32 protein-coding genes and 1 pseudogene are annotated in these 23,351 nt (G+C 70.2%); 3 read left to right on the forward strand and 30 right to left on the reverse strand.

Annotated features, from left to right (window positions below; genetic code table 11):
- Positions 1-3: 3 nt before the first annotated feature.
- The 27 genes and pseudogenes from rplR to QWJ41_RS17375 all read right to left on the reverse strand — a co-directional run bounded on the left by rplR (position 4) and on the right by QWJ41_RS17375 (position 18,779).
- The gene (gene rplR / locus QWJ41_RS17245; RefSeq protein ID WP_302709655.1) at positions 4-387 is read right to left on the reverse strand and encodes a 50S ribosomal protein L18; all 384 of its coding nucleotides are present in this window, start codon (positions 385-387) and stop codon (positions 4-6) included.
- A gap of 2 nt (positions 388-389) precedes the next feature.
- Entirely contained in the window at positions 390-929 is a 540-nt protein-coding gene (rplF, locus tag QWJ41_RS17250) for a 50S ribosomal protein L6 (RefSeq protein WP_302709656.1), read from the reverse strand.
- A 30-nt stretch (positions 930-959) separates the two neighbouring features.
- Positions 960-1,367, reverse strand: coding sequence for a 30S ribosomal protein S8 (rpsH, locus tag QWJ41_RS17255; protein WP_179614234.1), 408 nt, complete (start codon positions 1,365-1,367; stop codon positions 960-962).
- A 91-nt stretch (positions 1,368-1,458) separates the two neighbouring features.
- Positions 1,459-1,644, reverse strand: coding sequence for a type Z 30S ribosomal protein S14 (locus QWJ41_RS17260; RefSeq protein WP_302709657.1), 186 nt, complete (start codon positions 1,642-1,644; stop codon positions 1,459-1,461).
- Position 1,645: 1 nt separating this feature from the next.
- Positions 1,646-2,236: a 50S ribosomal protein L5 gene (gene rplE / locus QWJ41_RS17265; RefSeq protein WP_204797247.1), complete on the reverse strand. Its 591-nt coding sequence runs from the start codon at positions 2,234-2,236 to the stop codon at positions 1,646-1,648.
- A 1-nt stretch (position 2,237) separates the two neighbouring features.
- On the reverse strand, positions 2,238-2,600 hold the full coding sequence (gene rplX / locus QWJ41_RS17270) for a 50S ribosomal protein L24 (RefSeq protein WP_302709660.1): 363 nt from the start codon (positions 2,598-2,600) through the stop codon (positions 2,238-2,240).
- A 4-nt stretch (positions 2,601-2,604) separates the two neighbouring features.
- Positions 2,605-2,973 (reverse strand): 50S ribosomal protein L14, encoded by a 369-nt coding sequence (rplN, locus tag QWJ41_RS17275; RefSeq protein WP_068105909.1) that lies wholly within the window; start codon positions 2,971-2,973, stop codon positions 2,605-2,607.
- Between the two features lie 94 nt (positions 2,974-3,067).
- Positions 3,068-3,349 (reverse strand): 30S ribosomal protein S17, encoded by a 282-nt coding sequence (gene rpsQ / locus QWJ41_RS17280; protein WP_179614235.1) that lies wholly within the window; start codon positions 3,347-3,349, stop codon positions 3,068-3,070.
- Positions 3,346-3,594, reverse strand: coding sequence for a 50S ribosomal protein L29 (rpmC, locus tag QWJ41_RS17285; protein ID WP_193668493.1), 249 nt, complete (start codon positions 3,592-3,594; stop codon positions 3,346-3,348). The genes rpsQ and rpmC overlap by 4 nt, the downstream gene beginning before the upstream one ends.
- Positions 3,594-4,013 (reverse strand): 50S ribosomal protein L16, encoded by a 420-nt coding sequence (gene rplP / locus QWJ41_RS17290; protein ID WP_179614236.1) that lies wholly within the window; start codon positions 4,011-4,013, stop codon positions 3,594-3,596. The genes rpmC and rplP overlap by 1 nt, the downstream gene beginning before the upstream one ends.
- A gap of 4 nt (positions 4,014-4,017) precedes the next feature.
- Positions 4,018-4,863, reverse strand: a complete 846-nt coding sequence (rpsC, locus tag QWJ41_RS17295) for a 30S ribosomal protein S3 (RefSeq protein WP_302709662.1) — start codon at positions 4,861-4,863, stop codon at positions 4,018-4,020.
- A complete protein-coding gene (gene rplV, locus QWJ41_RS17300) occupies positions 4,863-5,309 on the reverse strand; it encodes a 50S ribosomal protein L22 (protein WP_193668496.1) in 447 nt (148 codons plus the stop codon). Before rplV ends, rpsC begins: the two co-directional genes overlap by 1 nt.
- The gene (rpsS, locus tag QWJ41_RS17305) at positions 5,306-5,587 is read right to left on the reverse strand and encodes a 30S ribosomal protein S19 (RefSeq protein WP_179614239.1); all 282 of its coding nucleotides are present in this window, start codon (positions 5,585-5,587) and stop codon (positions 5,306-5,308) included. Before rpsS ends, rplV begins: the two co-directional genes overlap by 4 nt.
- Before the next feature lie 5 nt (positions 5,588-5,592).
- A complete protein-coding gene (gene rplB, locus QWJ41_RS17310) occupies positions 5,593-6,429 on the reverse strand; it encodes a 50S ribosomal protein L2 (protein ID WP_193668497.1) in 837 nt (278 codons plus the stop codon).
- A 31-nt stretch (positions 6,430-6,460) separates the two neighbouring features.
- Positions 6,461-6,766: a 50S ribosomal protein L23 gene (gene rplW, locus QWJ41_RS17315; RefSeq protein WP_179614241.1), complete on the reverse strand. Its 306-nt coding sequence runs from the start codon at positions 6,764-6,766 to the stop codon at positions 6,461-6,463.
- Between the two features lie 11 nt (positions 6,767-6,777).
- Positions 6,778-7,386 (reverse strand): annotated as a pseudogene (rplD, locus tag QWJ41_RS17320) (50S ribosomal protein L4); the annotation flags it as partial.
- A gap of 2 nt (positions 7,387-7,388) precedes the next feature.
- Positions 7,389-8,048, reverse strand: a complete 660-nt coding sequence (rplC, locus tag QWJ41_RS17325; RefSeq protein ID WP_193668499.1) for a 50S ribosomal protein L3 — start codon at positions 8,046-8,048, stop codon at positions 7,389-7,391.
- A gap of 11 nt (positions 8,049-8,059) precedes the next feature.
- A complete protein-coding gene (gene rpsJ / locus QWJ41_RS17330; protein ID WP_008360994.1) occupies positions 8,060-8,368 on the reverse strand; it encodes a 30S ribosomal protein S10 in 309 nt (102 codons plus the stop codon).
- A gap of 387 nt (positions 8,369-8,755) precedes the next feature.
- Positions 8,756-9,487: a tRNA (guanosine(46)-N7)-methyltransferase TrmB gene (gene trmB / locus QWJ41_RS17335; RefSeq protein WP_302709679.1), complete on the reverse strand. Its 732-nt coding sequence runs from the start codon at positions 9,485-9,487 to the stop codon at positions 8,756-8,758.
- A 59-nt stretch (positions 9,488-9,546) separates the two neighbouring features.
- Positions 9,547-10,683: a hypothetical protein gene (locus tag QWJ41_RS17340; protein ID WP_302709680.1), complete on the reverse strand. Its 1,137-nt coding sequence runs from the start codon at positions 10,681-10,683 to the stop codon at positions 9,547-9,549.
- Positions 10,680-11,180, reverse strand: coding sequence for a SigE family RNA polymerase sigma factor (locus QWJ41_RS17345; RefSeq protein WP_302709682.1), 501 nt, complete (start codon positions 11,178-11,180; stop codon positions 10,680-10,682). Before QWJ41_RS17345 ends, QWJ41_RS17340 begins: the two co-directional genes overlap by 4 nt.
- A 206-nt stretch (positions 11,181-11,386) precedes the next feature.
- Positions 11,387-12,580 (reverse strand): elongation factor Tu, encoded by a 1,194-nt coding sequence (tuf, locus tag QWJ41_RS17350; protein WP_302709683.1) that lies wholly within the window; start codon positions 12,578-12,580, stop codon positions 11,387-11,389.
- A gap of 72 nt (positions 12,581-12,652) precedes the next feature.
- On the reverse strand, positions 12,653-14,764 hold the full coding sequence (gene fusA / locus QWJ41_RS17355) for an elongation factor G (RefSeq protein WP_302709684.1): 2,112 nt from the start codon (positions 14,762-14,764) through the stop codon (positions 12,653-12,655).
- 71 nt (positions 14,765-14,835) lie between these two features.
- On the reverse strand, positions 14,836-15,306 hold the full coding sequence (gene rpsG / locus QWJ41_RS17360; protein ID WP_302709685.1) for a 30S ribosomal protein S7: 471 nt from the start codon (positions 15,304-15,306) through the stop codon (positions 14,836-14,838).
- Position 15,307: 1 nt separating this feature from the next.
- Positions 15,308-15,682, reverse strand: a complete 375-nt coding sequence (rpsL, locus tag QWJ41_RS17365; protein ID WP_302709686.1) for a 30S ribosomal protein S12 — start codon at positions 15,680-15,682, stop codon at positions 15,308-15,310.
- Positions 15,683-15,902: 220 nt separating this feature from the next.
- On the reverse strand, positions 15,903-17,192 hold the full coding sequence (locus QWJ41_RS17370; RefSeq protein WP_302709687.1) for an MFS transporter: 1,290 nt from the start codon (positions 17,190-17,192) through the stop codon (positions 15,903-15,905).
- Positions 17,193-17,318: 126 nt separating this feature from the next.
- Entirely contained in the window at positions 17,319-18,779 is a 1,461-nt protein-coding gene (locus QWJ41_RS17375; protein WP_302709688.1) for an NCS2 family permease, read from the reverse strand.
- An 82-nt stretch (positions 18,780-18,861) separates the two neighbouring features.
- Here QWJ41_RS17375 and QWJ41_RS17380 point away from each other — a divergent pair, with 82 nt between their 5' ends.
- Both QWJ41_RS17380 and QWJ41_RS17385 read left to right on the forward strand, forming a co-directional pair.
- Positions 18,862-19,200: a DUF2530 domain-containing protein gene (locus QWJ41_RS17380; RefSeq protein WP_302709689.1), complete on the forward strand. Its 339-nt coding sequence runs from the start codon at positions 18,862-18,864 to the stop codon at positions 19,198-19,200.
- Positions 19,197-19,838, forward strand: coding sequence for a class I SAM-dependent methyltransferase (locus QWJ41_RS17385; RefSeq protein ID WP_302709690.1), 642 nt, complete (start codon positions 19,197-19,199; stop codon positions 19,836-19,838). Before QWJ41_RS17380 ends, QWJ41_RS17385 begins: the two co-directional genes overlap by 4 nt.
- Before the next feature lie 33 nt (positions 19,839-19,871).
- Here QWJ41_RS17385 and QWJ41_RS17390 read toward each other — a convergent pair whose 3' ends face one another.
- Complete coding sequence (locus QWJ41_RS17390; RefSeq protein WP_302709691.1) at positions 19,872-20,651, reverse strand: DUF3027 domain-containing protein; 780 nt, start codon at positions 20,649-20,651, stop codon at positions 19,872-19,874.
- A 110-nt stretch (positions 20,652-20,761) separates the two neighbouring features.
- On the opposite strand from QWJ41_RS17390, the gene QWJ41_RS17395 reads away from it, so the two are divergent.
- Positions 20,762-22,243 (forward strand): MFS transporter, encoded by a 1,482-nt coding sequence (locus QWJ41_RS17395; RefSeq protein WP_302709692.1) that lies wholly within the window; start codon positions 20,762-20,764, stop codon positions 22,241-22,243.
- Between the two features lie 144 nt (positions 22,244-22,387).
- Here QWJ41_RS17395 and QWJ41_RS17400 read toward each other — a convergent pair whose 3' ends face one another.
- On the reverse strand, positions 22,388-22,783 hold the full coding sequence (locus QWJ41_RS17400; protein ID WP_193668509.1) for a cold-shock protein: 396 nt from the start codon (positions 22,781-22,783) through the stop codon (positions 22,388-22,390).
- 100 nt (positions 22,784-22,883) lie between these two features.
- On the reverse strand, positions 22,884-23,351 hold a 468-nt coding region (locus QWJ41_RS17405), incomplete at its 5' end, for a M50 family metallopeptidase (RefSeq protein WP_302709695.1).

Raw genomic sequence — 23,351 nt, forward strand, 5'->3', positions numbered from 1 at the left:
CGATCAGAAGGTCAGGCCGCCCGAGCGGGCGCCGTCCGCCAGGGCCGCGACGCGACCGTGGTACTTGTTGCCGGCGCGGTCGAAGACGACCTCGTCGACTCCGGCAGCCTTGGCACGCTCGGCGACGATCTCGCCGACCTTCTTCGCCTTGGCCGTCTTGTCGCCCTCGTAGCCCCGCAGGTCGCCCTCCATGGTGGAGGCGCTGGCCAGCGTCTTGCCGACCAGGTCGTCGACGACCTGGACGGAGATGTGCTTGGAGCTGCGGGTCACGACGAGACGCGGACGCTCGGCGGTGCCGTGCACCTTCTTGCGACCGCGCATCTGACGGCGCAGACGCGAACGGGTGCGCGTCGCAGTGTGCTTGTTGTTCGACAGCGAGATACCCATGGTCACTTACCAGCCTTTCCGACCTTGCGGCGGACCTGCTCGCCGGCGTAGCGCACGCCCTTGCCCTTGTAGGGCTCGGGCTTGCGCAGCTTGCGGATGTTGGCCGCGACCTCACCGACGAGCTGCTTGTCGATGCCCTGGACACCGAGCTTGGTGGGGCCCTCGACCGTGAACGAGATGCCCTCGGGAGCGTCGAAGATGATCGGGTGGGAGTACCCGAGCTGGAACTCCAGCTGGGTCGGGCCCTTGGAGAGGACGCGGTAGCCCACGCCCACGATCTCGAGCTTCTTCTCGTAGCCGTCGGTGACACCGACGACCATGTTGTTGACCAGCGTGCGGGTCAGTCCGTGCAACGAGCGCGACTCGCGCTCGTCGTCAGGACGCTTGACGTCGAGGACGCCGTCACCCTGCTCGACGGTGATCGGGCTCGCCACGGAGTGCGAGAGGGTGCCCTTGGGCCCCTTCACAGTCACCAGCGGGCCGTCGATCGCCACGTCGACACCGGACGGGACCGCGACGGGGAGCTTGCCAATTCGCGACATGCTTGAAGTTCTCCTATCTCGGTCTCGTCGTCACCAGACGTAGGCGAGGACTTCCCCACCCACGCCCTTCTGGTTTGCCTGGCGGTCGGTCAGCAGGCCCTGGCTCGTCGAGATGATCGCGACGCCCAGTCCGCCGAGCACCTTCGGGAGACCCGTGTGCTTGGCGTAGACCCGCAGGCCCGGCTTGCTGATGCGGCGAACGCCCGCGATGGAGCGCTCGCGGTTGCGGCCGTACTTGAGGGTGATGGTCAGCGTCTTGCCGACCTCGCCCTCAGCCGGCTCGGCAACGTCGAAGGAGGTGATGTACCCCTCCTGCTTGAGGATCTCCGCGACGCCCTGCTTGAGCTTGCTGTAAGGCATGGTCACAGCGTCGTGGTACGCCTGGTTGGCGTTGCGCAGACGGGTCAGCATGTCTGCGATCGGGTCAGTCATCGTCATGGCCGTGAGGCCCTTTCTCCACCGTGGTATCGCCCCTGCATCTCAAGGGCGACCTGCAGCGATCGTGTGTAGATGGAACGTGAGGTCTGGTTCACCAGCTGGACTTGGTCACACCGGGCAGCTCGCCGCGGTGCGCCATCTCCCGCAGGCAGATGCGGCACAGGCCGAACTTGCGGTACACGGCCTTGGGACGGCCGCAGCGCTGGCAACGGGTGTAGCCACGCACCGCGAACTTCGGCTTGCGAGCAGCCTTGACCCTCAGGGAGGTCTTCGCCATGTCAGTTCTCCTTGAACGGGAAGCCGAGCTGCTTGAGCAGCGCGCGGCCCTGGTCGTCAGTGGTGGCCGTGGTGACCACGGTGATGTCCATGCCGCGCGAGCGGTCGATCTTGTCCTGGTCGATCTCGTGGAACATGACCTGCTCGGTCAGACCGAAGGTGTAGTTGCCACGACCGTCGAACTGGCCGGGGTTCAGACCCCGGAAGTCGCGGATGCGGGGCAGCGCCAGGGTCAGCAGCCGGTCCAGGAACTCCCACATCCGGTCGCCGCGCAGCGTGACGTGCGCACCGATCGGCATGCCCTCGCGCAGCTTGAACTGCGCGATGGACTTGCGGGCCTTGGTCACGGTCGGCTTCTGGCCGGTGATCGCGGTGAGGTCCTTGACCGCACCCTCGATCAGCTTCGAGTCGCGCGCGGCCTCGCCGACGCCCATGTTGACCACGATCTTGGTCAGGCCGGGCACCTGCATGACGTTCGCGATCTCGAACTCCGCCTTGAGCGCGGGGAGGATCTCCTCGCGGTAGCGGGTCTTGAACCGGGGCGGCACCTTGGCCGAGATCTCCGGCGCGTCGGTGGTCTGGGTCTCAGTCATCTCAGATCTCCTTGCCGGTCTTGCGCGAGATGCGGACGCTGCGCTCGGCCTCGTAGGTCGAGCCGTCCGGGCGACGCTTGGTGACCTGGTCGCGGCGGAAGCCGATCCGGGTCGTGGCGCCGTCCTCGAGCAGCATCACGTTGGAGACGTGGATGGGGGCCTCAGCGGTGATGATGCCGCCGGTGTTGCCGGCACGCCCACCCTGGTTGACGACCTTGGTGTGGCGCTTGATGCGGTTCACACCCTCGACGATCACCCGCTGCTCCTCACGGAGCACCTGGATGACCTTGCCCTCGGCACCCTTGTCCTTGCCTGCGATCACCTTGACGGTGTCGCCCTTCTTGATGTTCACACTCTTCGCCATGGCTTCAGAGCACCTCCGGGGCGAGCGAGATGATCTTCATGAACTTCTTCTCACGAAGCTCACGACCGACGGGGCCGAAGATGCGCGTACCGCGCGGCTCGCCATCGGTCTTGAGGATCACTGCCGCGTTCTCGTCGAAGCGGATGTAGGACCCGTCGGCCCGGCGGCGCTCCTTGACGGTGCGCACGATGACGGCCTTGACGACGTCACCCTTCTTCACGTTGCCGCCGGGGATCGCGTCCTTGACGGTGGCGACGATGGTGTCGCCGATACCGGCGTAGCGCCGACCCGAGCCGCCGAGAACACGGATGCAGAGGATCTCCTTCGCACCGGTGTTGTCGGCGACCTTGAGTCGCGACTCCTGCTGAATCATCGATTTCTCCTGGTTGTCGTGCCGGTTCTCGGCGTCTCAGGGACGGCGAGCCTGGCCGAACTTGTGGGGTTGTTCTCTCGCCCGGGGCGAGGGGTCACTTGGCGCGCTCGAGGATCTCGACCACGCGCCAGCGCTTGGTCGCCGACAGCGGACGGGTCTCCATGATCAGGACCCGGTCGCCGGTGCCGCACTCGTTCTGCTCGTCGTGCGCCTTGAGCTTGCTGGTCTTGCGCAGCACCTTGCCGTAGAGCGCGTGCTTGACGCGGTCCTCGACGGAGACGACCACGGTCTTGTCCATCTTGTCGCTGACGACGAGACCCTCGCGGACCTTGCGGTCGTTGCGCGGGGTGCCGTTGTCTACTGCCTGCTCGCTCATGCGGCACCGTCCTCGTTCTCGTCGCTGCCCGGGGTGGTCCGGATGCCGAGCTCGCGCTCACGCACCACGGTGTAGATCCGGGCGATGTCCTTCTTGACCGTCCGCAGACGACCGTGGCTCTCCAGCTGGCCGGTGGCCGCCTGGAACCGGAGGTTGAAGAGCTCCTCCTTGGCCTCGCGCAGACGTGCCTCGAGGTCGACGTCGTTCATCTCGTCGAGCTCGTGGGCCTTGACACCGTTGGCCATCAGAATTCACCCGCCTCTCGCGAGATGAACCGGCACTTCATCGGGAGCTTGTGCATCGCACGGCGCATGGCCTCGCGAGCAACGTCCTCCGAGACGCCGGAAAGTTCGAACATGACGCGGCCGGGCTTGACGTTCGCCACCCACCACTCGGGGGAGCCCTTGCCGGAACCCATGCGGGTCTCGGCGGGCTTCTTGGTCAGCGGGCGGTCGGGGTAGATGTTGATCCACACCTTGCCGCCTCGCTTGATGTGACGGGTCATCGCGATACGAGCCGACTCGATCTGCCGGTTCGTGACGTAGTGACCCTCCACCGCCTGGATACCGAAGTCACCGAAGGCGAGCTGGGTGCCGCCCTTGGCCATACCGGTCCGCTTGGGGTGGTGCTGCTTGCGGTGCTTGACGCGACGGGGCATCAACATTTTCTCAGGCCTCCGATCCGGCCGTGGACTCAGCGGGGGTGCTCGCGGGAGCGGCCTGCGCCGGCGCGTCGGCAGCGGGGGCCGAGCCCTCGCGGTCCGAACGGGCCGGGCGGTCGCCGCGGGTGCCGCGGCTGGGACGCTCGCCACCACGGGCGGGGCGGTTGCTGCCACCGCGGCCGGGGACGCCGGCGCGCGAGGCGGCCTGGGCCTGGCGCTCGGCACGGGAGCCGGACACCTCGCCCTTGTAGATCCAGACCTTCACGCCGATGCGGCCGAAGGTGGTCTTGGCCTCGTAGAAGCCGTAGTCGATGTCGGCACGCAGGGTGTGCAGGGGCACGCGGCCCTCGCGGTAGAACTCCGTGCGCGACATCTCGGCGCCGTTGAGGCGACCCGAGCACTGGATCCGGATGCCCTTGGCACCCGAGCGCATCGTGGTCTGCATCGCCTTGCGCATCGCGCGGCGGAACTGCACGCGACCGGCGAGCTGCTCGGCGACGCCCTGGGCGACGAGCTGCGCGTCGACCTCGGGGCTCTTGACCTCGAGGATGTTCAGCTGCACCTGCTTGCCGGTGAGCTTCTCGAGCTCGCCGCGGATGCGGTCGGCCTCGGCGCCACGGCGACCGATGACGATGCCCGGACGCGCGGTGTGGATGTCCACACGCACACGGTCACGGGTGCGCTCGATCTCGACCTTGGCGATGCCGGCCCGCTCCATGCCCTTGCCGAGCAGCTTGCGGATGGCGACGTCCTCGCCGACGTAGGACTTGTACAGCTTCTCGGCGTACCAGCGCGACTTGTGGTCGGTGCTGATACCCAGACGGAAGCCGTTGGGGTTGATCTTCTGTCCCATCAGGCACTCTTTCCGTTCTTCGGGCCGCGCTTGGTGGCCTTCGCGGCCACGACGTCGGCAGGCTGGACGGCCAGGGTGATGTGGCTCGTGCGCTTGTTGATGCGCGTGGCCCGGCCCTGGGCCCGCGGGCGCCAGCGCTTCATCGTGGGACCCTCGTCGACCATCGCGACCGAGACGACCAGGTCGGCAGCGGCCAGACCCTCGGTGGTCTCGGCGTTGGCGATGGCGCTCTCGAGGACCTTGTAGACGGTCTGCGCCGCGGCCTGGGGCGCGAACTGCAGCAGCGCCAGGGCCTCGTCGACGGCCATGCCGCGGACCATGTCCACGACGCGGCGCGCCTTCATCGGCGTGATCCGCGTGAAACGGGCGGTCGCGAAGGCTCCCGGCTGGTCGCCGAGAAGCGTCTCGCGGCGGGCACTCGTGCGCATGCGCTCGGTGGTGCTCATCGGCGACGTCCCTTCCGGTCTTCCTTGACGTGCCCGCGGTAGGTGCGGGTCGGGGCGAACTCGCCCAGCTTGTGACCGACCATCGAGTCGGTGACGAAGACCGGGACGTGCTTGCGACCGTCGTGCACGGCGATCGTGTGACCGATCATGTCCGGCACGATCATCGACCGGCGCGACCAGGTCTTGATGACGTTGTGGGTGCCCTTCTCGTTCTCCGCGTCCACCTTCTTCTGCAGGTGGCCATCGATGAAGGGGCCCTTCTTCAGGCTGCGAGGCATGTCGTTTACTTCCTACCCTTGCCGGACTTGCGGCGACGGATGATCTGGGAGTCGGAGGCCTTGCGCTTGCGCGTGCGGCCCTCGGGCTTGCCCCAGGGGGACACCGGGTGACGTCCACCGGACGTCTTGCCCTCGCCACCACCGTGCGGGTGGTCGACCGGGTTCATGACCACACCGCGCACGGTCGGGCGCTTGCCCTTCCAGCGCATGCGGCCGGCCTTGCCCCAGTTGATGTTGGACTGCTCGGCGTTGCCGACCTCGCCGAGCGTGGCGCGGCAGCGCACGTCGACGAAGCGCATCTCGCCCGAGGGCAGGCGCAGCGTGGCGCGCGAGCCCTCACGGGCGACGAGCTGGGCGGAGTTGCCGGCCGAGCGGGCGATCTTGGCGCCGCCGCCGGGACGCATCTCCACGCAGTGGATCGTCGAACCCACGGGGATGTTGCGCAGCGGGAGGTTGTTGCCGGTCTTGATGTCGGCACCGGTGCCCGACTCGACCACGGTGCCCTGCGCCAGGCCGCGAGGAGCGATGATGTAGCGCTTCTCGCCGTCGGCGTAGTGCAGCAGCGCGATGCGCGCCGTGCGGTTCGGGTCGTACTCGATGTGCGCGACCTTCGCGGGGACGCCGTCCTTGTCGTAGCGACGGAAGTCGATGATCCGGTAGGCACGCTTGTGACCGCCACCCTGGTGCCGGGTGGTGATCCGGCCCTGGTTGTTGCGGCCGCCCTTCTTGGGCAGCGGCACCGTCAGCGACTTCTCCGGCGTCGTGCGAGTGATCTCGACGAAGTCGGCGACCGACGAGCCGCGACGGCCCGGCGTAGTCGGCTTGTACTTGCGGATAGCCATGTGTGTTCAGTCCTCGTGTCGTCAGGCCCGGTCAGGAGACCGGACCTCCGAAGATGTCGATGCGGTGACCCTCGGCGAGGCTGACGATGGCGCGCTTGGTGTCCTTGCGCTTGCCCAGCCCGTTGCGCGTGCGACGGGTCTTGCCGGGACGGTTCAGCGTGTTCACCGAGGTGACCTTGACGTTGAAGATCTTCTCGACGGCGATCTTGATCTCGGTCTTGTTGGCGTCGGGTCGCACCACGAACGTGTACTTGTTCGTGTCGAGAAGGCTGTAGCTCTTCTCGGAGACGACCGGCGCGAGCAGCACGTCGCGGTGGTCCTTGTGCAGGGTGCTCACTTGGAGGCCTCCTTGGTCGACGTGGCGGTGCCGGCGACGAGCGCGTCGTAGGCGCCCTTGCTGAACACGATGTCGTCGGCCGCGAGCACGTCGTAGGTGTTGAGCTGGTCGACGGCGACGATGTGCACCTCGTGCGCGTTGCGCAGCGAGAGCCAGGTCAGCGAGTCGGTGCGCTCGAGCACGACGAGGAACTTGGTCCGCTCGGTCAGCTCGGCCAGCGAGGCCAGGGCCAGCTTGGTCGCGGGCTTGTCACCGGTGACCAGGGACTCGACGACGTGGATGCGGTCGTGGCGGGCCCGGTCGGAGAGGGCCCCGCGCAGCGCGGCGACCTTCATCTTCTTGGGCGTGCGCTGGTCGTAGCTGCGCGGCTGCGGGCCGTGCACGGTGCCACCACCGGCGAACTGCGGGGCGCGGGTCGAGCCCTGACGGGCGCGGCCGGTGCCCTTCTGCTTGTAGGGCTTGCGGCCACCGCCGCGGACCTCGCCGCGGGTCTTGGTGGAGTGCGTGCCCTGGCGGGCAGCGGCCTGCTGCGCGACGACGACCTGGTGGATCAACGGCACGTTGACCTTGGCGTCGAAGATGTCGGCGGGCAGGTCGACCTTGACGGTCTTGACAGCCATGCTCAGGCCTCCTGGGTCTTCTTGGCGGCCGAACGCAGCACCACGAGACCACCCTTGGGGCCGGGAACGGCGCCCTTCAGCAGGATCAGGCCCTTGTCGGTGTCGACGGCGTGCACGGTGATGTTCTGGGTGGTGACGGTGTCGTTACCCATGCGACCGGCCATCCGCTGACCCCGGAAGACGCGGCCCGGCGTGGCGCAGGCGCCGATCGAGCCGGGCTTGCGGTGGTTGCGGTGGGCACCGTGGGAGGCAGAGACACCGGCGAAGCCGTGACGCTTCATGACGCCGGCGAAGCCCTTGCCCTTGCTGGTGCCGGTCACGTCGATCTCCTCGCCGGCGGCGAAGGTGTCGACCGCGAGCTCCTGGCCCACGGTGTACTCAGCGGCCGCGGAGGTGCGGAGCTCGACGAGGTGGCGGCGCGGGGTGAGACCCGCCTTGGCGAAGTGACCGGCGCTGGGCTTGTTCACCTTGCGGCCCTCGATCTCGCCGTACCCGATCTGGACGGCGTTGTAGCCGTCGACCTCGGGCGTGCGGACCTGGGTGACCACGTTGGTGCTCGCAGCGATCACGGTCACGGGGACGACGCGGTTGTTCTCGTCCCACAGCTGGGTCATGCCGAGCTTGGTGCCCAGCAGCCCCTTCATGTTGTGTTCGATCGTCATGTCCTCGGACCTCAGAGCTTGATCTCGATGTCGACACCGGCCGGAAGGTCGAGACGCATCAGCGAGTCGACGGTCTTCGGGGTGGGGTCGATGATGTCGATGAGGCGCTTGTGGGTGCGCATCTCGAAGTGCTCGCGGGAATCCTTGTACTTGTGGGGCGAGCGGATGACGCAGTACACGTTCTTCTCGGTCGGCAGCGGCACCGGGCCGGCGACCTTGGCACCCGTCCGGGTGACCGTGTCCACGATCTTGCGCGCCGAGGTGTCGATCACCTCGTGGTCATAGGCCTTGAGCCTGATGCGGATCTTCTGTCCCGCCATAGGTCTCTCTCGTCCTTACTTCTCATCTGCCGCGTGCGTGTCCGGGACGTCCTCGGGCTTGAGTCGGTCCCCCCAGCTGTCCTTCACCCCCAGCCGACCCCCGCGGTCGGGCGTGTCGCAGCCAGGAACCGAATTCCGGGCGCAACACAGGACCGGGTCCTGCCTGCTGTGCTGTCTGGGTGACGCCCGACGGTTCGTCAGGCTGATCGGGTCTCCCCCCTGCTGTGCAGCAGGAGCGGTGCGGCTGCACGCCGACACCGAGCCACGATCCATCAGGTGATGGGGAGACGCGATTCAGTAGTCAAGGTGTGCCGCACCCCGGCGACCCGCCGGAGCAACCTGAACATCTTGGCAGATCGGTCGGACCTCGTCCAAATCGAGCCGCGATCAGACCTTGCGATAGGTCAGGTCGGTGATCGAGCGGCCCGCCTCGCGGCCCTTGCGCTCGAACTTGGTCACCGGTCGCTCGGCCCAGCGCTCGACCCGTCCGCCCTCGAGGGCGGGCTCGGCGTCGAGCACCTCGAGCATCTGCTCGGCGTAGTCGCCCCAGTCGGTGGCCAGGCGCCAGCGACCGCCGCTCTCCAGGCGGGAGGCGACCATCGCGGCGAACGGCGCCGAGACCAGGCGACGCTTGTGGTGCCGGGTCTTGGGCCAGGGGTCGGGGAAGAAGGTCCACAGCTCGGCGAGGCCGCCCTCGGGCACCAGGTGCTCCAGGCACCAGGCCGCGTCGACGGAGCAGAAACGCACGTTGTCGGCGCCCGCGGCAGCGACCTCGGCGAGCGAGGCGGCCACGCCGGGGCGCCAGACCTCGAGGGCCAGCACGTTGGCGTCGGGGCGGGCCGCGGCCAGCACGCCGGTGGCCTCCCCCACCCCGCAGCCGATCTCGACGACCAGCGGCGCCTCGCGGCCGAACCAGGAGGCGATGTCGACGCCGGGGCGGTCGACCTCCTCGTCGGGGACCACCCACGCGTCGGCGTGGGCGTCCCAGGCCTCCTGCTGGCTGGGGGTGAACCGGCTGCCGCGGCGGGAGTAGCTGAGGACCTCACGCATGCGACGTCCGTCCTCGGTGAGCTTCTGGTGAGGACGGGCGGGGGCGACGCGCAGGTGCTGCTCGGACATGGGTCCATCATCGCTGGGCGCCGGGCGCGACGCGGAATCCGCGTCACGCCCGGCACCCGTCACCGCGCGAGGGTGAGGTCCTCACCCTCCACCGGCAGTCGGCGGCAGCTGGGCCTGCCCCCCACGTCGCACGCCTGGACCACCGAGCCGTCGGCGAGGTCCGAGACGACCACCACCGTCGTCTCGCCGGACCAGGCCACGTCGACGGGCCGCCCCTCGACGGGTAGCTCGACGACCGCGCCGGAGGGCGTCCACAGCAGGGCCCGCGCCGCACCTCCGGGACGCAGGACGAGCGAGGCGACCCGGTCGCCGTAGGGCGAGAGGTAGCCGCTGCCGGGCACCTCGCCCACCAGCTCGGCGGCACCCGAGGAGACGTCGTACACCCTCGTCACGGCGTCGCGGTCGACGACGGCCACCCGTTCGCGGCTCGCTGTCGACGCCTGTCCGTAGCCGTCGGCGGCGGTCCGCACGGCCACCTGCCCGCCATCTCGGTGCAGCACCAGGTCGCCGTCCTGGGAGACCAGGGCCGCCCCGCTGCCCTGGGCGACGTCGGAGAGGTGGCTGTCGTCGGGGAGGTCCACGGGCGAGGTGGTCGTGCCGGCCAGCAGGTCACGCACCACCAACCGCCCGTCGCCGTCGATCCAGCCCAGGAAGCGACCGTCGCCCGAGAGCCGGGCACTCGTGACGGCCTGCGGCGTCGACGAGTCGACCTCCTCGAAGGTCCACGGGCTCCCGGGCCCCTCGTCGCCGTGGACGGCGTCGAACCGGCGTACGTCGCCGACCCGGTCGAGCACGTAGACGAACTCCTCGGTCGAGCCGAGAACCGCCTCGACGTCGAGGCCCAGCTCGTGGTCGACACCCTGGGGATTCAGCACGTGCAGCCGGCCGTCGCGCAGGTAGGGCAACGGCGCCGCGACGCCGGCCGCCTGCGAGCTCGCCGCCTCCGCGGGCGCCGGGCTCGCCTGCTCGGTCGTGGTGCCACCGCCACCGTCCCCTCCCCCGGCGAAGGGCACCCCGACGACGGAGACGAGCAGCACGGCGGCCGCCGCCGCACCCAGCCCACCCACCGCACGCACCGCGCGCACGGCGCGCCGCTCGCGAGCGACCCGCCGCTGGAGGGCGGTGCGGTCGAGGAGCGGGACGCTCGTGCTGTCGGCGACGGCGTGCAGCGCGTCACGGATCTCGGTGGTGCTCATGCGTGGTCCTCCGCAAGCTCGAGTGCCGGCAGCGCCGCGCGCAGGCGGTCGACGGCGTGGTGGGTCTGGCTCTTCACGGTGCCCTCGGAGCAGCCGAGGGCGGCGGCGGTCTCGCTGACGCTCAGGTCCTCGAAGTAGCGCAGGACGAGCACGGCCCGCATGCGGGGCGGCAGCCGGCGCACCTCGGTCCACAGCGCCACGTGGTCGGCGCGGGCACCGAGGTGGTCGTGACCGGGGTCGGGCAGGTGCTCGGTGGCCACCTCCCGCCGGCGTCGACGCCAGTGCCGCTGGGCCAGGTTGAGCATGGTGCGCCGCACGTAGGCGTCCGCCGCCCCCTTGTCACGGATGGCACCCCACCGCACGCAGGTCGTGGCCAGCGCGCTCTGCAGCAGGTCCTCCGCCTCGTGGCTGGTGCCGCAGAGCAGGTAGGCGGTGCGGTAGAGCGGCGCCCAGCGCGCAGCCACGAACTCCTCGAACCCGAGATCGGGATCTGTCATGTGTCGTCCTAGTGAAGAGACAGTGTCGATGGGAAGGAGTCGCCACGACGCCTCGGGGTTGGCTGCGTCGCCCGAGATTCTCGCCGGCACGGCGCACGGCTCGGGCGCGCCGGGGTCCGGACATGCAGAACGGCCCCGGACCGAGAGGTCCGGGGCCGTCCTGGTGGTGCTGGTGCTGCTGGGTGCCGGTCAGCGACCGGCGGGGATCACTTGGTGATCTTGGTGACCCGGCCGGCGCCGACGGTGCGGCCACCCTCACGGATCGCGAAGCGCAGGCCCTCGTCCATGGCGATCGGCTGGATCAGCTCGACCGACATCTCCGTGTTGTCACCCGGCATGACCATCTCGGTGCCCTCGGGGAGGGTCACGACGCCGGTCACGTCCGTGGTGCGGAAGTAGAACTGCGGGCGGTAGTTGTTGAAGAACGGCGTGTGGCGGCCGCCCTCCTCCTTCGACAGGATGTAGACCGACGCGTCGAAGTTGGTGTGCGGGGTCGTGGTGCCCGGCTTGATGACGACCATGCCGCGCTCGACGTCCTCGCGCTTGGTACCGCGCAGGAGCAGACCGACGTTCTCACCGGCCTGGCCCTCGTCGAGCAGCTTGCGGAACATCTCGACGCCGGTGACCGTGGACTTCTGCGAGGTCTCGCGGATGCCGACGATCTCGACCTCCTCGTTCACCTTGACGATGCCGCGCTCGATGCGACCGGTGATGACGGTGCCACGACCGGTGATCGTGAAGACGTCCTCGACGGGCATGAGGAAGGGCTTCTCGGTGTCCCGCTCCGGCTGGGGGATGTAGGAGTCCACCGCGTCCATGAGCTCCGCGATGGAGTCGACCCACTTCTGCTCGCCGTTGAGGGCCGGGAAGGCCGCGACCTGCACGACCGGCAGGTCGTCGCCCGGGAAGTCGTACTCCGAGAGGAGCTCGCGCACCTCCATCTCGACGAGCTCGATGAGCTCCTCGTCGTCGACCATGTCGCACTTGTTGAGCGCCACGACCAGGGCCGGCACGCCGACCTGGCGGGCGAGCAGCACGTGCTCACGCGTCTGCGGCATCGGACCGTCGGTGGCGGCGACCACGAGGATCGCGCCGTCCATCTGCGCCGCGCCCGTGATCATGTTCTTCACGTAGTCGGCGTGACCGGGGCAGTCGACGTGCGCGTAGTGGCGCGCCTCGGTCTGGTACTCGATGTGCGCGATCGAGATGGTGATGCCGCGCTGACGCTCCTCGGGTGCCTTGTCGATGGAGTCGAAGGGCGACTCCTCGTTGAGGTCCGGGTGCTTGTCGTGAAGCACCTTCGAGATGGCCGCGGTCAGCGTCGTCTTGCCGTGGTCGATGTGACCGATGGTGCCGATGTTGACGTGCGGCTTGGTCCGCTCGAACTTCGCCTTAGCCACTGGGGGCTCCTCCTGGTGTGGGTTGGTACTTGACTCGTACTTGCTGGGATGGTGCCGAGGAACTCGGAGAGACTACTCGCCGCGAACCTTCTTGATGATCTCGTCGGCGATGTTCGAAGGAACCTCGGCGTACGAGTCGAACTCCATCGAGTACGACGCCTGACCGGAGGTCTTGGACCTCAGGTCTCCGACGTACCCGAACATCTCGGACAGCGGGACGAGCGCGTCGATGACCATGTCACCGTGACGCTCCTCCTGGGCCTGGATCTGGCCGCGACGGCTGTTGATGTCGCCGATGACCGTACCGAGGAAGCTCTCGGGGGTGGTCACCTCGACGGCGAACATCGGCTCGAGGAGAACCGGCTTCGCCATGCGGACGGCCTCCTTGAAGGCCTGGTTGCCGGCGATCTTGAAGGCCAGCTCCGAGGAGTCGACGTCGTGGTAGGCGCCGTCCTCGAGAGACATCTTGACGTCGACCATCGGGAAGCCGGCGAGCACGCCGAACTCCATGCCCTCCTGGGCACCCTGGTCCACCGAGGGGATGTACTCCTTGGGGACGCGGCCACCGGTGACGTTGTTGACGAACTGGTAGCCCGCGCCGGCGCCGGTCTCCTCGTCGATGCTGGGACCGACGGAGATGACGACCTTCGCGAACTGGCCCGAACCACCGGTCTGCTTCTTGTGGGTGTAGCTGTGGTTCTTGACCTCCTTGCGGATGGTCTCGCGGTAGGCCACCTGCGGCTTGCCGACGGTGGCCTCGACGCGGAACTCGCGCTTCATCCGGTCGACCAGGATCTCCAGGTGGAGCTCGCCCATGCCGGCGATGATGGTCTGGCCGGTCTCCTCGTCGGACTTGACCGTGAAGGTCGGGTCCTCGTCGGAGAGACGCTGGATGGCGGTGGAGAGCTTCTCCTGGTCGGACTTGGTCTTGGGCTCGATGGCCACCTCGATCACCGGGGCCGGGAAGGTCATCGACTCGAGGACCACCTGGTTCTGCGGGTCGCAGAGGGTGTGCCCGGTCTTGGTGTCCTTCAGGCCCATGACGGCCACGATCTGGCCGGCGCCGACCGACGCGATCTCCTCACGCTTGTTGGCGTGCATCTGGTAGACCTTGCCGATCCGCTCCTTGCGGCCGTTGACCGAGTTGGTCACGGTCGCGCCGGCCTCGAGCTTGCCGGAGTAGACGCGCACGTAGGTCAGCTTGCCCAGGTGCGGGTCGGCGGCGATCTTGTAGGCCAGGCCGGAGAAGGGCTCGTCGTCGCTGGGCTTGCGCACGACCGGCTTGTCCTCGTCGTTGACGGCGTGGCCGGTGATGCCCTCGACGTCGATCGGGGAGGGCAGGTACTTCACGACGGCGTCGAGCAGGGGCTGGACGCCCTTGTTCTTGAACGCGGTGCCGCACAGGACCGGGTTGACCTTGTCGGCCAGGGTCGCGCGACGGATCGCGGCCTCGAGCTCCTCGACGGTGAAGTCCTCGCCGTCGAGGTACTTGACCATGATCTCGTCGTCGGCCTCGGAGAGGGTCTCGAGGAACTTCTCGCGGTACTCGGCGGCCTGCTCGGCCAGCTCCGCGGGGATCTCCTCGATCTCGTAGTCCTCACCCATCGTCGTCTCGCCGCGCCAGGTCAGGGCACGCATGCCGACCAGGTCGACGACACCGAGGAAGTCGGACTCCGCACCGATGGGCAGCTGGAGCACGAGCGGGGTGGAGTTGAGGCGCTCGACCATCATGTCGACGCAGCGGAAGAAGTCCGCACCGGTGCGGTCGAGCTTGTTGACGAAGCACATCCGGGGCACGGAGTACTTGTTGGCCTGGCGCCAGACCGTCATCGTCTGGGGCTCGACACCGGCGACACCGTCGAAGACGGCCACGGCACCGTCGAGCACGCGCAGCGAGCGCTCGACCTCGGCCGTGAAGTCCACGTGGCCGGGGGTGTCGATGATGTTGATCTGGTGGTCCTTCCACCAGCAGGTGGTCGCAGCAGAGGTGATCGTGATGCCACGCTCCTGCTCCTGCTCCATCCAGTCCATCGTGGCGCCGCCGTCGTGGACCTCACCGATCTTGTAGGTGATGCCGGTGTAGAACAGGATGCGCTCGGTGGTGGTCGTCTTGCCGGCATCGATGTGCGCCATGATGCCGATGTTGCGGACGACTCGGAGGTCAGTGGTGATGTTGACAGCCACGTGTGGTCGCGTTCCTTAAGTCGGAGGGGCGGTGGAGGCAGGGCGGCCGGGTCGCGGCCGCCCTGCGCAGGTCACCAGCGGTAGTGGGCGAAGGCCTTGTTGGACTCGGCCATCTTGTGGGTGTCCTCGCGCTTCTTCACAGCGGCACCGAGGCCGTTGGAGGCGTCGAGGATCTCGTTCATCAGGCGCTCGGACATCGTCTTCTCACGACGGTCCGCGGCGTAGCCGACGAGCCAGCGCAGCGCGAGCGTGGTACCTCGCGTGCCCTTGACCTCGATCGGGACCTGGTAGGTGGCGCCACCGACGCGGCGCGACTTGACCTCGATGGCCGGCTTCACGTTGTCCATGGCGCGCTTGAGCGTCACCACGGGGTCGGTGCCGGTCTTCTCGCGGCAGCCCTCGAGCGCGCCGTAGACGATGCGCTGAGCGACCTGCTTCTTGCCGTCCTGGAGGACCTTGGAGACGAGCTGGGTGACCAGCTGCGACCCGTAGACCGGGTCGACGTCGAGCGGCCGCTTCGGTGCGGGACCCTTGCGCGGCATGTCAGCTCTTCTCCTTCTTCGCGCCGTAAAGGCTGCGAGCCTGCTTGCGGTTCTTCACGCCCTGCGTGTCGAGCGAGCCGCGGATGATCTTGTAGCGGACACCGGGGAGGTCCTTCACCCGGCCACCGCGCACGAGCACGATGGAGTGCTCCTGGAGGTTGTGGCCGACGCCCGGGATGTAGGCCGTGACCTCGACGCCGCTGGACAGGCGCACGCGGGCGACCTTGCGCAGGGCGGAGTTCGGCTTCTTCGGGGTGGTCGTGTAGACGCGGGTGCAGACACCGCGTCGCTGGGGCGAACCCTTGAGGGCAGGCGTCTTGTTCTTGGACACCTTGTCCTGGCGGCCCTTGCGGACCAGCTGGTTGATCGTGGGCACCGAGTGGTTCCCCTTCTGTTTCTCTCTCAGTGCGCCGCACTCTGCAGCGCACGATGTTCAAGCGGAGTCTCGACGGAGGTGCTCCGCCGTGTCCGGGTGGTGCTTGCCTTCCGGCGTTGCTCGCCCCCGAGGTCGGGCGTGTCGCCCTTCTCAGCAGCCACCAGCGTGCGGCGGCCTCCGGCTTGCCGGCCCGGGGCAGCGACGGTCCTGATCCGCCGATCTACTTCCGAGCACGCGCAACGGCCTGGTTGTCCCAGACACGAGGAACGAGGCTACCGGGCGCCCGCAGACCGGTCAAAACGCGCCGACCCCGCAGGAACAGGGCACTGGCGACCAGGGTGCCGAGCATCGTCAGCAACCCTCCCACGACCAGGGTCCAGCGGGCGCCGTACGCCTCCCCGACCCAGCCGATGAAGGGCGCACCGAGCGGCGTGCCGCCGATGAAGATCATCATGTAGAGCGCCATCACCCGCCCCCGCATCTCGGGGGCCGTCGACAGCTGCAGGTGGGCGTTGGCGCTGGTGATCATGGTCAGCGCCGAGAGCCCCAGCAGCGGGCACAGCAGCGCGAAGACGACGTACGACGGCGCGAGCCCGGCCACCACCTCGATCGCGCCGAAGGCCAGCGCCGCGCCGACCACGAGCCGGTGGCGCACCCGGACCCGGCGGGCCGCGACCAGCGAGCCGGTCAGCGACCCGACGGCCAGGAAGGTGCCGAGCAGGCCGTACTCGGCGGGGCCCTTGCCGAAGACCTCGGTGGCCATCAGCGCGCTGGTCATCTGGAAGTTCAGCCCGAAGGTGCCGGCGGAGAAGACGATGCCCAGCAGCAGGAGCAGGTCGGGTCGCCCGCGGACGTAGGCGACGCCCTCGCGCAGCTGCCCGGGGCGGCGCACCGACGGCTCGGGGGTGCGCAGCAGCGAGGCGTCGAGGGCGCGCAGGGTCAGCACCGGCGCGACGTAGCTCAGGCCGTTGAGCAGGATCACCCAGCCGGTGCCGCCCACTCCCCCGCCGAAGCCCGCGATCAGCAGGCCGGCCAGCGCCGGGCCGACCAGGCGGGCGGTGTTGAAGCTGGCCGAGTTCAGGCCCACGGCGTTGGCCAGGTCGTCGGGCCCGACGATCTCGGAGACGAAGGACTGGCGGGCCGGGGCGTCGAACGCGGAGGCCACGCCGAGCACCAGCGCCAGGACGTAGACGTGCCAGATCTGGACGGTGCCGGTGACCGCGAGCACGCCCAGCACCAGGGCCGGCACGGCCATGGCGACGTTGGTGATCTGCAGCAGCCGACGCTTGGGGATGCGGTCGGCGACCAGCCCCGCCCACGGCGAGAGCAGCAGGAAGGGCAGGAACTGCAGGCCCGTGGTGATGCCGATCGCGGCCCCGGAGCCGGTCAGCACCAGCACCAGCCAGTCCTGGGCCACCCGCTGCATCCAGGTACCGGTGTTCGACACCAGGGAGCCGGCGGCGTAGCGCCGGTAGTTCGGGTGGGACAGGGAACGGAAGGTGGGGCTCAACCAGGCTCTCTCACGGGGTCGGCGACCGTCGGGTCACGGCGCCGGGTGAACACCACGGCACCCGCGGATGTTCCGCGGGTGCCGGGCGAGGAGGCGGTGCGAGAAGGCGGTGCGAGGAGGGGGTGCTCAGGTGAGCAGGTCGGTGATGGGGCCGATCGCGAAGTAGACCAGGAACAGCGCCGAGACCAGCCACAGCAGCGGGTGCACCTCGCGGACCTTGCCCACGACCAGCTTGATCAGCACGTAGGCCAGGAACCCGGCGCCGATGCCGACCGAGATCGAGTAGGTGAAGGGCATCAGCACGATCGTCAGGAAGGCCGGCAGCGCGATCTCGACGTCGGACCAGGCGATCTCGGTGACCTGCTGCATCATCAGGAAGCCCACGAGCACCAGGGCGGGCACGGCCGCCTCGGAGGGGATCGCGGAGACGACCGGGGTGAAGAACATGGTCAGCAGGAAGAGCAGGCCGGTCACCACGGAGGCGAGCCCGGTGCGCGCCCCCTCGCCGACGCCCGAGGCGGACTCGATGTAGGAGGTGTTCGACGAGACGCCGCCCGCACCGCCGGCGATGGCGGCCACCGAGTCGACGACCAGGATCCGCTGCATCCGCGGCGGGGTGCCCTCCTCGTCGTTGAGCCCCGCCTCGGCGCCGATGGCGGTCATCGTGCCCATGGTGTCGAAGAAGTCGGCCAGCATCAGCGAGAAGACCAGCAGCAGGGCGGCCACGACGCCGATCGAGGTGAAGGCACCGAACAGCGAGAACTGGCCCAGGGTGCCGAAGTCGGGCAGGTCGACGAACCCGTCGAAGCGCGGCACGGTCAGCGACCAGCCGCCCGGGTTGTCGTTGCGTGCCCCCAGCTCGAGCACCGCCTCGAGGACCAGCGCCACCACGGTGGTGGCGAGGATCGCGATCAGGATCGCGCCGCGCACCCGGCGTACCCACAGGGCCACCAGCAGCACCAGGCCGCCGGCGAAGACCAGCACCGGCCAGCCCGAGAGGGTGCCGGTGGTGCCCAGCTGCACGGGCACCGACGTGCCCGCGGCGTCAGGGATGCGGCTGACGAAGCCGGCGTCGACGAAGCCGATGAGGGCGATGAACAGGCCGATGCCGACCGAGATGGCGACCTTGAGCTGGGTGGGCACGGCGTGGAAGACCGCGGTGCGGAAGCCGGTCAGCACCAGCACCAGGATCGCGATGCCCTCGAGCACCACCAGGCCCATGGCGTCGGCCCAGGTCGACTGGGTGGCGATCGAGAAGGCGACGAACGCGTTGAGCCCGAGCCCGGCCGCCAGCGCCAGCGGGAAGTTGGCCAGCGCCCCCATCAGGATCGTCAGCACGCCCGCGACCAGCGCGGTGCCGGCCGCGATCGCTGGCAGGTTCGAGCCGTCGCCGGGGCCGCCGCCCAGGTAGTTGCCCTCCGAGTCGGCGACGAAGCCGAGGATCAGCGGGTTCAGCACGACGATGTAGGCCATCGTCAGGAAGGTCACGACGCCGCCGCGCACCTCCCGCCCGACGGTGGAGCCGCGCTCGGAGATCCGGAAGAAGCCGTCGATACCGGACCGGGCCGGCGCCGTGTGGGTGCTCACGGACGCAGAGCATCCCAGGAGCCGGTCACCACCTGTCAATGCGGGTCACCGACCGGACGGCGTCGAGCACTACAGTCGGCGCGTGGACCTGCGCGACGACCAGCCCGGCAAGCACGAGATCGGCAACCGGACCTTCCTCGTGGCCGACGTCGAGCCCCTCGACGTCGACGGGGTGCGCACCGTCGAGGTCGGCACCGCCCTGTGGCTGGTGGGGTTCGTGGCGCTGCTGCCGTTCTACGGCGAGCTGCAGTCGCAGGGGCGCACCTGGTGGCTGTGGACCTGCCTGACCGGCTTCGGGCTCGGGCTGCTCGGCCTGGAGTACTGCCGGCGCCGTCGCGCCACCCGCCGCGAGCTCGACGAGCTCGATGGGCACGGGGAGCACGGGGGGCTCGGCGAGCACGGCCCGGCGGCCGGCGCGTGAGCACCCACGACGCCCCGCCGCCCAGCCGCTGGGCCCGCTCGGGCCCGCAGGCCACCGAGGGCTTCGGGCGACGCTTCGCCGAGCTCGTGGCCGCCGGCCAGGACGTCGACGGCGAGGCCCGGCTGGCCGACGCGCTGCTGCCGCGCGGGGCACGGGTGCTCGACGTCGGGGCCGGGATGGGCCGGGTCAGCGCCGCCCTGCAGGCCCGCGGGCACCGCGTCACGGCCGTCGAGCCCGACGGCGGGCTGGTCGCGCAGTGCCGAGCGACGTACCCGACGGTCGACGTGGTGCAGGCCGACCTGCTCGAGCTCGACGACGCCCGCGTGGGGCGGGTCCTCGGCGACCGGCCCCACCAGGTCGACCTGGTGGTCTGCGTCGGCAACGTGGTCGTCTTCCTCGCCGAGGGCACCGAGCGCCAGGCCCTGGCCACGATGGCGGGCCGGCTCGCGCCGGGAGGGCGGCTCCTGGTCGGCTACCACCTGGTCGGCGGCCCCGAGCACGCCCGCGCCTACCCGCCCGAGGAGTTCGTGCAGGACGCCGCCTCCGCCGGGCTGCGCGTGCAGCACCGGTTCGGCTCCTACGAGCTGGCACCGCCCTCGGACGAGTACGCCGTGTGGGTGCTCACCGCCGACGCCTGAGCGCCGGCGCCTGAGAGCGCCGGTCAGCTCCGGTCAGCGCCGCCCGTCGAGGGGGTCCAGCGCGAGGGTGTCGAAGACGTGGTCGGGCAGCGGCTGCGGCTCGTGCTTCTTGGCCAGGCGCACCTCGGAGTGGGCTCCGCAGCCGTGGCCGAAGGCCACCACGCGCCCGTCGTCGTTGGCGTCGCCGTTGGCGCAGACGCCGAAGGTCTGGGAGAGCGGGCCGGCCAGGCGCACCAGGAACCCGCACGACCAGCAGCTGTCGGGGGCCTGCTTGGCCACGGCGGAGTCGGGGCCCTGCTCGCCGTCGTACCAGCGCTGGGCGGCCAGGTCACGACCCTCCGGCGAGAGGGTGCGCACGCGGCCCAGGCCGAGGTCCTGCGCCACCTGGCGGACCTGGGCCTTGTCGTCGGTGTCGAGCGGGTCGTCGCCGAAGGAGTAGGTCGGCACCAGGCGCGGGTCGTCGTCGTCGACCGGGAGCAGGTCGCCGGGGCCCATGTCACCGGGCTGCATCCGCTCGCGGTAGGGCACCCACGGGGGCGCGACGATCGCCTCGTCGCCGGGGATCAGCACGACCTCGTCGATGGTGACGTGCTTCTGGCGCGGCGCGCGCGCCACGGTCACCGACCAGCGCCACCCGACGTACCCGGCTCGGGTGCAGGCGAACTGGTGGGTGACGACGCGCTCGGCCTCGGCGAGGTGACCGAGGTGCTCGCCGACGTCGGCAGCACCCACGTCGGAGACGAGGGCCTCGCGCGCCACCTCGACGGCGGCGACGGCGACGGCATCGGGCTTGACCCGGGCGATGGTGCTCACGGCCCGACATCATGCCTGCCCGCCCCACCCCCCGGCGAGGGCGCCCCCTCCCCCGCCGCGCCCGGCGTGCTGGCGCACGCGGCGTCGGGGCCACCAGGCAGGATGGGGACATGCCCTCGCAGCGCCCCGACCACGCCGCCACCGGGGCCCCGTCGGGGGGTTCCGGGGAGCGCGCCCGCGCGGTCGGACGGGGCCTGGGCTCGGGCGCCAGGGTGACCGCCCGCGGCGCCGCGAGCGCGGCGCGCGGCGCCACCCGGGCCACCACGCGGGCCAGCCGGTACGTCGGGCGCCAGGCCCGGCGCGCCGCCAACGCCGAGGGCGCCGAGCAGTCGGGGCTCAACCGGCTCTTCTACCTGCACTTCTTCAACACCGCCGGCGACGCGGCGGTCGCGATCTCGCTGGCCGGCAGCCTGTTCTTCACCGTCCCCTCGGGCGAGGCGCGCGGCCAGGTCGCGCTCTTCCTGGGCCTGACGATGCTGCCCTTCGCCATCGTCGCGCCGTTGATCGGCCCGTTCCTCGACCGGTTCAGCCACGGACGCCGGTGGGCCATCGGCTCGACCATGGCGATCCGCGCGTTCCTGTGCTGGGGCCTGGCCGGCGCCGTCACCGGCGACTCCGCGTGGCTCTTCGCCGCCGCGCTGGGCGTGCTGGTCTCCTCCAAGGCCTACGGCGTCACGCGGGCCGCGGCGGTGCCCCGGCTGCTGCCGCGGGGCGTCTCGCTGGTCAAGGCCAACGGCCGGGTCTCGCTCTCGGGCATCCTCGGCGCCACCATCTCGGCGCCGCTGGCGGCGCTGGCCTCGCTCGTCGGCCCGGAGTGGTCGCTGCGCTACGCCTTCGTGCTCTTCGTGGTGGCCACGGTCTTCGCCATCAAGCTGCCCGAGCGCGTGGACTCCTCGGTCGGTGAGGAGGTGCTGGTGCTGATGGCGCCCGGCGACTCGGTGCGGGTCGAGCCCCCGGCACCCGGGGAGCGGATCGCGCCCGCCCGGTCCGGTGCCCGCCCCCGCACCCGGATCCCGACGTCGGTCGCCTTCGCGCTGCGCGCCAACTGCGGACCACGCTGGCTCAGCGGCTTCCTGCTGATGTTCATGGCGTTCCTGCTGCGCGAGAACCCGCCCGACAGCGGCCTGCGCCCCGAGGTGCTGATCGGGCTCGTGGTGGCCGCCGCAGGTCTCGGCAACGCCGGCGGCGTGGCGCTGGCCTCGCTGCTGCGCAACCTGCACCCCGGCACCACCGTGGTGCTGGTGCTGGTCCTCGACGCCGCGGCCGCCCTGGTGGCCACGGTCCTCTACGGCGTGCTGCCGCTCATCGCGCTCGGCCTGTGCGCCGGGCTGGCCCAGTCGCTGGCGAAGTTCTGCCTCGACGCCACCATCCAGAGCGACGTGCCCACCAAGGTGCAGGCCAGCGCGTTCGCCCGCAGCGACACCACGCTGCAGCTGGCGTGGGTCGTGGGCGGCTTCGTCGGCATCGCCCTGCCCCTCGACCCCGCCCGCCTCGGGCTCGGGGTCGCCTTCGCCGTGCTTGCGGCCTGGACGTTCTTCGTGCTCGCCGGTCGCAGCCGCCGCTACCCCGGCGAGGTGCCCGTCACCGGCTGAGCACCGGCGCCGTACCGGCTCGGGGCGCTGCTGCGGCCCTGCGGGAGTTTTGTCGGCCGGCCGATGGAACACCTGGCTGGCCGATAAAACTTCATCGTCCACCCACCAGGTTCATCGGCCGGCCGATGAAACTCTCCGGCCGGCTCAGCGCTCGAGCTCGTCGGCCAGGGCCCGCAGCAGCTTGGCGACGGGGGCGGCGGTGCGCGCGTCGGGGTGCCGGCCGTGGCGGTAGGTCTCGCTGACGCCGTCGAGCAGTCGGATCAGGTCCTCCACGATCGGGGCCATGTCGTCGGGGCGCTTGCGGCGCGCTGCCTGCTGGTTGCGGCTGACCGATGCGGGCTGGTCGAGCACGCGCACCTGCAGCGCCTGGTCACCGCGGCGGCCCTGGGCGATGCCGAACTCGACGCGGGTGCCGGCCTTGAGGGTGGTGGTGCCCTCGGGGAGCGCCTCGGCGCGCACGTGCACGTCGGGGCCGTCCTCCTGCGACAGGAAGCCGAAGCCCTTGTCGGCGTCGTACCACTTCACCTTTCCTCTGGGCACAGCAGCGTCCTCGGTCTCTGGTCGTCGGCGGGTCTGCCACCCGGCGGGAGCGCCGGAGCCGCAAAGGATAGGCAGGCGCCCGGGCGGGGCACCAACCGGTTCAGCGCTGCAGGAGGTCGGGGGCCAGCGTCGCCACGCCGACGACCAGCCCGGCGAGGTTGGCCAGCAGCATCAGCAGCACCCACACCAGCGAGGGCAGCCGGGTCAGGCGGGCCAGCTGGTCGGGGTCGGAGCCGCGGCGGCCCCGGGCGCCCCGCCCCCACAGCTCCAGCAGCGGCCGGGGAGCCGCGAGCAGCAGCAGCCAGGCCACGAGCAGGGCCAGCACCGACTGCGCCAACGGCGGCGCCCACCAGGTCACCGCGACGACACCGGCGCCGGCGACGACGAGCACCACGACGCCGTACACGTTGCGCACCCACACCAGCAGCGCGACCAGCAGGGCCACCAGCAGCCACAGCAGCGCCAGGCCGCGTCCGTCGGCGAGCAGGAGCGCCGCACCGAGCCCCACGACGGCGGGCGCGAGGTAGCCGGCGGCCAGCATCGCGACCATGCCGGGACCGCGCGGCCG

It is taken from the genome of Nocardioides cremeus (assembly GCF_030518195.1).
GTDB lineage: Bacteria > Actinomycetota > Actinomycetes > Propionibacteriales > Nocardioidaceae > Nocardioides > Nocardioides cremeus.

What these genes read in the sequence shown, in the direction of transcription:
- rpsQ (WP_179614235.1), bottom strand. Translation starts at nt 3,349, where the DNA reads ATGAGCGAGCAGGCAGTAGACAACGGCACCCCGCGCAACGACCGCAAG.
- trmB (WP_302709679.1), bottom strand. Translation starts at nt 9,487, where the DNA reads ATGTCCGAGCAGCACCTGCGCGTCGCCCCCGCCCGTCCTCACCAGAAG.
- rpsC (WP_302709662.1), bottom strand. Translation starts at nt 4,863, where the DNA reads ATGGGACAGAAGATCAACCCCAACGGCTTCCGTCTGGGTATCAGCACC.
- rplX (WP_302709660.1), bottom strand. Translation starts at nt 2,600, where the DNA reads ATGGCGAAGAGTGTGAACATCAAGAAGGGCGACACCGTCAAGGTGATC.
- QWJ41_RS17395 (WP_302709692.1), top strand. Translation starts at nt 20,762, where the DNA reads ATGCCCTCGCAGCGCCCCGACCACGCCGCCACCGGGGCCCCGTCGGGG.
- rplV (WP_193668496.1), bottom strand. Translation starts at nt 5,309, where the DNA reads ATGAGCACCACCGAGCGCATGCGCACGAGTGCCCGCCGCGAGACGCTT.
- rplE (WP_204797247.1), bottom strand. Translation starts at nt 2,236, where the DNA reads ATGACTGAGACCCAGACCACCGACGCGCCGGAGATCTCGGCCAAGGTG.
- QWJ41_RS17340 (WP_302709680.1), bottom strand. Translation starts at nt 10,683, where the DNA reads ATGAGCACCACCGAGATCCGTGACGCGCTGCACGCCGTCGCCGACAGC.
- rpsG (WP_302709685.1), bottom strand. Translation starts at nt 15,306, where the DNA reads ATGCCGCGCAAGGGTCCCGCACCGAAGCGGCCGCTCGACGTCGACCCG.
- rplB (WP_193668497.1), bottom strand. Translation starts at nt 6,429, where the DNA reads ATGGCTATCCGCAAGTACAAGCCGACTACGCCGGGCCGTCGCGGCTCG.
- rpsH (WP_179614234.1), bottom strand. Translation starts at nt 1,367, where the DNA reads ATGACGATGACTGACCCGATCGCAGACATGCTGACCCGTCTGCGCAAC.
- rplF (WP_302709656.1), bottom strand. Translation starts at nt 929, where the DNA reads ATGTCGCGAATTGGCAAGCTCCCCGTCGCGGTCCCGTCCGGTGTCGAC.
- rpsS (WP_179614239.1), bottom strand. Translation starts at nt 5,587, where the DNA reads ATGCCTCGCAGCCTGAAGAAGGGCCCCTTCATCGATGGCCACCTGCAG.
- rplN (WP_068105909.1), bottom strand. Translation starts at nt 2,973, where the DNA reads ATGATTCAGCAGGAGTCGCGACTCAAGGTCGCCGACAACACCGGTGCG.
- rplC (WP_193668499.1), bottom strand. Translation starts at nt 8,048, where the DNA reads ATGACGATCGAACACAACATGAAGGGGCTGCTGGGCACCAAGCTCGGC.
- QWJ41_RS17260 (WP_302709657.1), bottom strand. Translation starts at nt 1,644, where the DNA reads ATGGCGAAGACCTCCCTGAGGGTCAAGGCTGCTCGCAAGCCGAAGTTC.
- rpsJ (WP_008360994.1), bottom strand. Translation starts at nt 8,368, where the DNA reads ATGGCGGGACAGAAGATCCGCATCAGGCTCAAGGCCTATGACCACGAG.
- QWJ41_RS17345 (WP_302709682.1), bottom strand. Translation starts at nt 11,180, where the DNA reads ATGACAGATCCCGATCTCGGGTTCGAGGAGTTCGTGGCTGCGCGCTGG.
- rpmC (WP_193668493.1), bottom strand. Translation starts at nt 3,594, where the DNA reads ATGGCCAACGGTGTCAAGGCCCACGAGCTCGACGAGATGAACGACGTC.
- rplR (WP_302709655.1), bottom strand. Translation starts at nt 387, where the DNA reads ATGGGTATCTCGCTGTCGAACAACAAGCACACTGCGACGCGCACCCGT.
- rplP (WP_179614236.1), bottom strand. Translation starts at nt 4,013, where the DNA reads ATGTTGATGCCCCGTCGCGTCAAGCACCGCAAGCAGCACCACCCCAAG.